The organism is Streptomyces sp. NPDC046727 (genome assembly GCF_040645635.1).
Classification (GTDB): domain Bacteria; phylum Actinomycetota; class Actinomycetes; order Streptomycetales; family Streptomycetaceae; genus Streptomyces.
Window position 1 is genome coordinate 373,598 of the sequence record NZ_JBEYYR010000004.1, and the last position, 8,036, is coordinate 381,633.

The window sequence follows — 8,036 nt, forward strand, 5'->3', positions numbered from 1 at the left end:
CTTTCGGTCGGTGGGGTGGGGTGGACGCCTCAGACGGAGAGGGCCACGGGCCCGGTCGCGTCCTCGCCGTACATGCGCTCGGTCAGATGGGCGACGATCATCACCGGGGTCGGATGGTCGAAGACGAGGCCCGCGCCGAGCTTGGTGCCGGTCAGCTCGCTGAGCCGGTTGCGCAGTTCGAGGGCGGTGAGGGAGTCGAAGCCGATCTCGAACAGGCCCTGGTCGGCGTCGAACCGGTGGTCGGCGGCGTAGCCGAGGACGACGGCCACCTGGGTGCGCACCAGTTCCAGCAGGGCCTCGGTCCGCTCCCCGGCCGGCAGCCCGGCCAGCCGTTCGGCCAGCCGGCGGCGCTCGTCCCCGGTGACGGCGGTCCGCGCCGACTGCCGGCCGGCGCGGACGAGTCCGCGCAGCAGGGGCGGCACGGTGGCCCCGGCGGTCGCGTCGGCCCGCAGTCCCCGCAGGTCCAGCTTGGCCGGTACGAGCAGGGTCCGGTCGCTGTCCAGTGCCGCGTCGAAGAGCCGCATGCCCTCGTCGGGTGTGAGGGCCAGCACGCCACCGCGTCGGCTGAGCCGGCCGCGGGTGAGTTCGTCGGTGCGGGCCGCCATGCCGGTGGTCTGCTCCCACAGTCCCCAGGCCAGGGACTGGGCCGGGAACCCGGCCGCCCGGCGGCGCGCCATCAGCCCGTCCATGCAGGCGTTCGCGGCACCGTAGCTGCCGGTACCCGCACCGAGGAACACCGCGGACACCGAGGAGTAGGTGACGAACGCGTCCAGGTCCGGGGCGAGTTCGCGGGTCAGCTCGTCCAGGTGCTCGACGGCCGTGACCTTGGGTGCGAACACCCGGGCGAGCCGCTCGGGTTCGATCTCGCCGACCACGCCCGCGTCGTAGAGGCCGGCGGCGTGGACGACGGCGGTGAGGCGGGGGCCGGTCAGCCCGGTCAGCAGCGCGCGGGCCGCCTCCCGGTCGGTCACGTCACAGGCGGGCACCGCGACCGACTCGGCACCCAGCGCCTCCAGCTCGGCCACCAACTCCCGCGCCCCGTCGGCTTCCAGACCCCGGCGGCTGACGAGCACCAGATGCCGTACACCGTGCCGCTCGACCAGATGCCGGGCCAGCAGACCGGCCAGCGAACCGGTACCACCGGTGACCAGCACCGTGCCCGCCGGATCCAGCACCGGCCCGGCGGAGCCGACCGGGACGGCGCGGGCCAGGCGAGGCACGTACAGCGCCGAGTCACGCACCGCCAGCTGCGGTTCACCGGTGGCCACGACGGCGCCCAGCAGCGCCCCGAGGTCGTCGCTGTCCGTGTCCGTGTCGAGCAGGACGATCTGGTCCGGGTTCTCGGCCTGCGCGGCGCGGATCAGGCCCCAGACGGCCGCGCCGCCCGGGTCGGTGACCGTCCCGTCGCCGCCCGCGGGCACCGCGCCCCGGGTGAGCACGACCAGCCGGGTGTCCTCCAGGCCGCCACCGGCGAGCCAGGTCTGGACGACTTCCAGGGCGCGGTCCGTCACGGCGAGCGGGGTGTCGTCGGGGCCAGCCGTCGTGGCCTCCAGGACGACGGCGCGGGGCAGTTCGGCGCCGTCCTCGGTGTCCTCGGCGAGGGTGGCCACCTCCTCGGCGGTGGACAGCCGCAGCCAGGCCGGTGTCGTCGTGCCCTCGGGCCGGGGCAGCGGGACCCAGTCGACACCGAAGAGCATGTCGCCGCCGCCGGTGCCGCGCAGCTGCTCGGGGGCGACCGGGCGGAACACCAGCGAGTCGGCGCCGAGCACCGGGCTGCCGGTCTCGTCGGCGGCTTCCAGGGACAGCGCGTCCGGGGCGGGCCGGGTGACCCGGATCCGCAGGGCCGTGGCCCCGGAGGCGTGCAGGGTGAGCCCGTTCCACGCGAAGGGCAGCATCGTGCGGTGCTCGCCCGTGCTCAGGAACGCCTTGGTGTGCAGGGCGGCGTCGAGGAGCGCGGGGTGCAGGCCGTACTCGGCGGCCGAGCCGTGCTCCTGCTCCGGCAGGGCGATCTCGGCGAAGAGTTCGTCGCCGCGCCGCCACACCGCGCGCAGGCCGCGGAAGACCGGGCCGTAGCGGTAGTCGTGGTCGCGCAGTCCGGCGTAGAAGTCCTCCGGGGTCACGTCGACGCGCTCGGCGCCGGGCGGCGGCCAGGTGGTGAGGTCGGGGTGGGCGGCGGCGCGGGTGCGGGGGGCTGGGGTGAGGACGCCGGTGGCGTGCCGGGTCCAGCCGTCGGCGCCGGCCGCGCCGTCGGGCGTGGAGTGGATGGTGACCGTGCGGTTGCCGCTGTCGTCGGGGCCGCCGACGCTGACCTGGACGCGTACGCCGCCCTGCGCGGGCAGGATCAGCGGGGCTTCGATGACGAGTTCGTCCAGGGTGGCGCAGCCGGCCTCGTCGCCGGCGCGGACGGCGAGTTCGACCAGGCCGGTGCCGGGCAGCAGGACGACGTCGCCGACGGCGTGGTCGGCGAGCCAGGGGTGGGTGCGCAGGGACAGCCGGGAGGTGCAGAGCACGCCGCCGGTGTCGGGCACCTCGACCACCGCGCCGATGAGCGGGTGGTCGGCGCCGGCCAGGCCCAGCGAGGCGGCGTCGCCCCTGGCGGCCGGGGCGGGGAGCCAGTAGTGCTGGTGGTCGAAGGCGTACGTCGGCAGGTCGACGGGGCGGGCGGTGTCCGGCAGGGCGCCGGTCCAGTCCACCGGGACGCCCTTGACGAACAGTTCGGCCATCGAGGCGAGCAGCCGTCGGGGGCCGCCGTCGTCGCGGCGCAGGGTGCCGGTCACCAACACGTCGGCGCCGTCGGCGGTCTCGCTGATCGCCGGGGCCAGCACCGGGTGGGCGCCGACCTCCACGAACACGGTGTGCCCGGAGGCCAGCAGGTCGGCGACGACGGGGCCGAAGCGCACAGGCCGGCGCACGTTCCGGTACCAGTAGTCGGCGTCCAGGACGCCCGCCTCGGTGACGCGCTCGCCGGTGACGGTGGAGTGGAAGGGGATGACGGGGGCCTGGCCCCGGACGTCGGCGAACGCCTTGGCGAGGGAGTCGCGCACCGCCTCCACGTGCGGGGTGTGGGAGGCGAAGTCGGCGGCGATCCGCCGGGCTCGCACGCCCTGCGCGGTCAGCGTCGCGACGACCTCGTCCAGCACGTCGGCGTCTCCGGCCACGACGGCCGAGGTGGGGCTGTTGACGGCGGACACGTGCACGCGTCCGGCCCAGGCTTCGAGGGCGGTGGCCGCCTCGGCCTCGGGCAGCGCCACGGCGACCATGCCGCCGTGCCCGGACATCCGCTCGGCGATCACCTGGGCGCGCAGGGCCACGAGCCGTGCCGCGTCCTCCAGGGGCAGCGCTCCGGCCACGCACGCAGCGGCGATCTCACCCTGCGAGTGGCCCACCACCGCATCCGGTACGACGCCCGTGGACGCCCACACGGCAGCGAGGCCCACCATCATGGCGAAGCTCGCCGGCTGGACCACGTCGGTGCGTTCCAGCAGCTCGGCCGGTGCCTCGCCGCGCAGCACGTCCTCCAGTTCCCAGTCCACCCAGGGCTCCAGCGCCCGGGCGCACTCGGCGATCCGCTCGGCGAACACCGGGGAGGCGTCGAGGAGTTCGCGGCCCATGCCGGCCCACTGGCCGCCCTGGCCGGGGAAGACGAGGACGACCTTTCCGGCGCCGGACGGGACGGGGCTGCCGGTCACCACGGCGGGGCTGCTCTCACCGCGGGCGAGCGCGTCCAGTCCGGCCAGGGCCTCCGCGCGGGTGCCGGCCATCACGACGGCCCGGTCCGGCAGGACGGCCCGCCGGGTGACCAGCGCGGTCGCGATGTCCGCCGGCGCGGCGCCGGTGTCCCCGAGGAACGCGGCGAGCCGTGCGGCCTGCCCGGCGAGCGCGCCGGTGCCGCGGGAGGACACCACGAGCGGTACGACAGCGGCCGGGGCGGCCTCGGGCGTCTCCTCCTCGGGCAGCGCCTCCTCGGGAGCCTCCTCCAGGATGACGTGCGCGTTGGTGCCGCTGAGCCCGAAGGAGGACACGGCGGCCCGCCGCGGCCGTCCCGGGTCGGTCCACTCCCGGGCCTCGGTGAGCAGGCGGACCGCGCCGGCCGACCAGTCGACCTGGGAGGAGGGCGCGTCGACGTGCAGGGTGGCGGGCATCTCGCGGTGGCGCAGGGCCTGGACGGCCTTGATCACGCCGGAGACCCCGGCGGCGGCCTGGGCGTGCCCGATGTTCGACTTCAGCGAGCCGAGCCACAGGGGCTGTTCCGGATCCCGGTCCTTGCCGTAGGTGGCGAGGAGCGCCTGCGCCTCGATCGGGTCGCCGAGGACGGTACCCGTGCCGTGGCCCTCGACCAGGTCCACGTCCGCCGGGGTCAGTCCGGCGGCGGCGAGCGCCTTGCGGATGACGCGCTGCTGCGAGGGCCCGTTGGGGGCGGTGAGCCCGTTGGAGGCGCCGTCCTGGTTGACGGCGCTGCCCCGGATCACGGCGAGCACCGGGTGGCCCTTGCGCCGCGCCTCCGACAGCCGCTCCAGGACGACCACACCCGCGCCCTCGGCCCAGCCGGTGCCGTCGGCGGCGTCGGCGTACGACTTGCACCGCCCGTCGGAGGCCAGCGCCCGCTGCCGGGAGAACTCCATGAACATGCCGGGCCCGGCCATCACCGTCGAGCCGCCGGCGAGGGCGAGGGAGCACTCGCCGCCCCGCAGGGCCTGGGCGGCGAGGTGCAGGGCGACCAGGGAGGAGGAGCAGGCGGTGTCCACGGTGACGGCGGGGCCTTCGAGACCGAAGACGTACGACACCCGGCCGGAGGCCACGCTCGCCCCGGCACCGGTCAGCGCGAAGCCGCCCACTTCCTCCGGCACGTCGCCGCCGGAGTAGTAGTCGACGCCCATGATGCCGCTGAACACGCCGACGTCCGTGCCCTTCAGCGCGAGGGGGTCGATGCCGGCCCGTTCCAGCGCCTCCCAGGAGGTCTCCAGGAGCAGCCGCTGCTGCGGGTCCATGGCCACCGCCTCACGGGGCGAGATCCCGAAGAACAGCGGGTCGAACAGGGGTGCCTCGTGCAGGAACCCGCCCTGGCCGACGTACGACGTCCCGGCGTGCTCGGGGTCGGCGTCGAAGACGGTGTCGAGGTCCCAGCCCCGGTCGGTGGGGAACCCGGTGACGCCGTCGCGGCCCTCGCGGACCAGGCGCCACAGATCCTCGGGGCTGCCGACCCCGCCGGGCAGCCGGCAGGCCATGCCCACGACGGCGATCGGCTCGTCCGGGTCGTGCACCACGGCCGGCTGCGCGGAGGCGGCCGGGGTGACGCCCTCGAACTCCTCGTGCAGATGCCGGGCGAGCGCGAGCGGCGTCGGGTAGTCGAAGACGGCGGTGGCGGGCAGGTTCAGGCCGGTGGCCTCGCGCAGGCGGTTGCGCAGTTCGACGGAGGTGAGGGAGTCGAACCCGGCGTCCTTGAAGGCGGTCTCGGCCCTGACCCGGTCCGGTCCGGTGTGCCCGAGGACGTTGGCGACATGGGTGCGGACCAGGTCCAGCAGCAGCGCCTCCCGCTCGGCGGGAGCCAGCCCGGCCAGCCGTCCGGCCAGTCCGTCCCGGCCCTCGCGTCCGCTCCCCCGCGCGGCACGCCGGCCGGCGCGGACGAGCCCGCGCAGCAGGGGCGGCACGGTGGCCCCGGCGGTCGCGTCGGCCCGCAGTCCCCGCAGGTCGAGTTTGACCGGCACGAGCAGGGTCTGCCCGCTGCCGAGCGCCGCGTCGAACAGTTCCATGCCCTCCTCGGGCCCGAGCGGCAGCACACCGCCACGGCGGCTCATGCGGCTGCGGGACAGGTCGTCCAGGTCGGCGCCCATGCCGCTGGTCTGCTCCCACAGTCCCCAGGCCAGGGACTGGGCCGGGAACCCGGCCGCCCGGCGGCGCGCCATCAGCCCGTCCATGCAGGCGTTCGCGGCACCGTAACTGCCGGTACCCGCACCGAGGAAGACGCCCGAGACGGAGGAGTACGTGACGAACGCGTCCAGGTCCGGGGCGAGTTCGCGGGTCAGCTCGTCCAGGTGCTCGACGGCCGTGACCTTGGGCGCGAACACCCGGGCCAGCCGGTCGGCGTCGATCTCGCCGACCACGCCCGCGTCGAAGACACCGGCCGCGTGGACGACGGCGGTGAGGCGGGGGCCGGTCAGCCCGGTCAGCAGCTCCCGCACCGCCTCCCGGTCGGTCACGTCACAGGCGGGCACCGCGACCGACTCGGCACCCAGCGCCTCCAGCTCGGCCACCAACTCCCGCGCCCCGTCGGCCTCCGGCCCCCGGCGGCTGACGAGCACCAGATGCCGTACACCGTGCCGCTCGACCAGATGCCGGGCCAGCAGACCGGCCAGCGAACCGGTACCACCGGTGACCAGCACCGTGCCCGCCGGATCCAGCACCGGCCCCACGGAACCGGCCGGGGCCACCCGCGCCAGCCGGGGCACGTACAGCGCCCCGTCGCGCACCGCCACCTGCGGCTCACCGGTCGCCAGCGCGGAAGCCAGGTCGTCGGTGTCGCCGTCGACGAGGACGATCCGGTCGGGATGCTCCGCCTGCGCGGCACGGACGAGGCCCCAGACGGCCGCGCCGCCCGGGTCGGTGACCGTCCCGTCGCCGCCCGCGGGCACCGCGCCCCGGGTGAGCACGACCAGCCGACCGCCCTCGGTGCCCTGGTCCGCGAGCCACGCCTGAACGGCCTGCAGCACGCGGCCCACCAGCGCCACCGGCGTGTCGTCGCCCCCGCCGGTACGCGCCTGGACCACCGTCACCGCCGGCACCTCATCGCCGCCGGACACGGACGGCAACGCGCTCCACTCCACCCGGAACAGCGCGTCGGTGCCGGGTGCGCCGGCCGCCGCTTCGAGCTGCTCACCGGAGACGGCCCGTGAGACCAGCGAGTCCAGTGTCAGGACCGGACCGCCGGTGTCGTCGACGGCCTCCAGCGACAGCGTGTCCGGGTCGGGCCGCAGCAGCCGCACCCGGATCGACGCGGCGCCGGAGGCGTGCAGCGTCAGCCCGTTCCAGGCGAACGGCAGCCGCACCACCGGCTCGTCCTCCGCCACGGAGCCGTCGGTCACCTCGGCCGCCGCGTCCAGGATGCTCGCGTGCAGTGCCGCGTCGAGCAGCGCCGGATGGATGCCGAACCCGGCGGCGTTCTCCCGCTGATCCTGCTCCACGGCCACCTCGGCGAACAGCTCGCCGTCGCGCCGCCACACCTTCCGCACGCACTGGAACGCCGGGCCGTACCCGTATCCCGCCCGCGTCAGCTTCTCGTAGCCGTCGGAGATGTCGACCTGCTGGGCGCCGGGCGGGGGCCAGGCGGTGAAGTCGAAGATGTCGGTGGTACTGACGGCCGTGCTCAGGGTGCCGCTGGCATGCCGGGTCCAGGCGTCCGTACCGCTCTCCGCGTCGACGTCCTGGCGGGTGGAGTACACCTCCACGCTCCGCGACCCGGTCTCGTCCGGCCCGCCGACGGCGACCTGGACCCGTACGGCGCCCTGCTCCGGGACGACCAGGGGGGCCTCGATGACGAGTTCGTCCAGCACTCCGCAGCCGACCTCGTCACCGGCCCGGACGGCGAGTTCCACCAGCCCGGTGCCGGGGACCAGGACCACTCCGCCGATGGCGTGGTCGGCCAGCCAGGGGTGGGTGCGCAGGGACAGCCGGGACGTGAGGACCAGCCCGTCCGACTGCGGCAGCTGGAGCACCGCACCGAGCAGCGGGTGATCCGCAGCGCCCTGGCCCAGAGCGGTGGCGTCCATGAGGGGACGGGGCGCCGGAAGCCAGTAGTGCTCGTGGTCGAAGGCGTACGTCGGCAGGTCCACATGGGCCGCGGTGGCGCCCGCGGGCAGGACGGCCGCCCAGTCGACCTTTGCTCCGCGTACGAACAGCTCGGCGACGGCCCGCAGGAGCGTCCGCACCTCACCACGGTCGTCCCGGAGGGCCGGGACACTCACCGCGTCCTCGCTCGCCGACTCCGCTATCGCACCGGTCAGCGCTCCACCGGGGCCCAGCTCCACGAACAACGACCCACC

Annotated in this window: 1 protein-coding gene; it reads right to left on the reverse strand. The window is 75.5% G+C overall.

What is annotated here, in order from left to right; translation table 11 throughout:
* Positions 1 to 29: 29 nt before the first annotated feature.
* A complete protein-coding gene (locus tag ABZ937_RS07635) occupies positions 30 to 8,021 on the reverse strand; it encodes a type I polyketide synthase (protein WP_361687015.1) in 7,992 nt (2,663 codons plus the stop codon).
* Positions 8,022 to 8,036 lie beyond the last annotated feature (15 nt).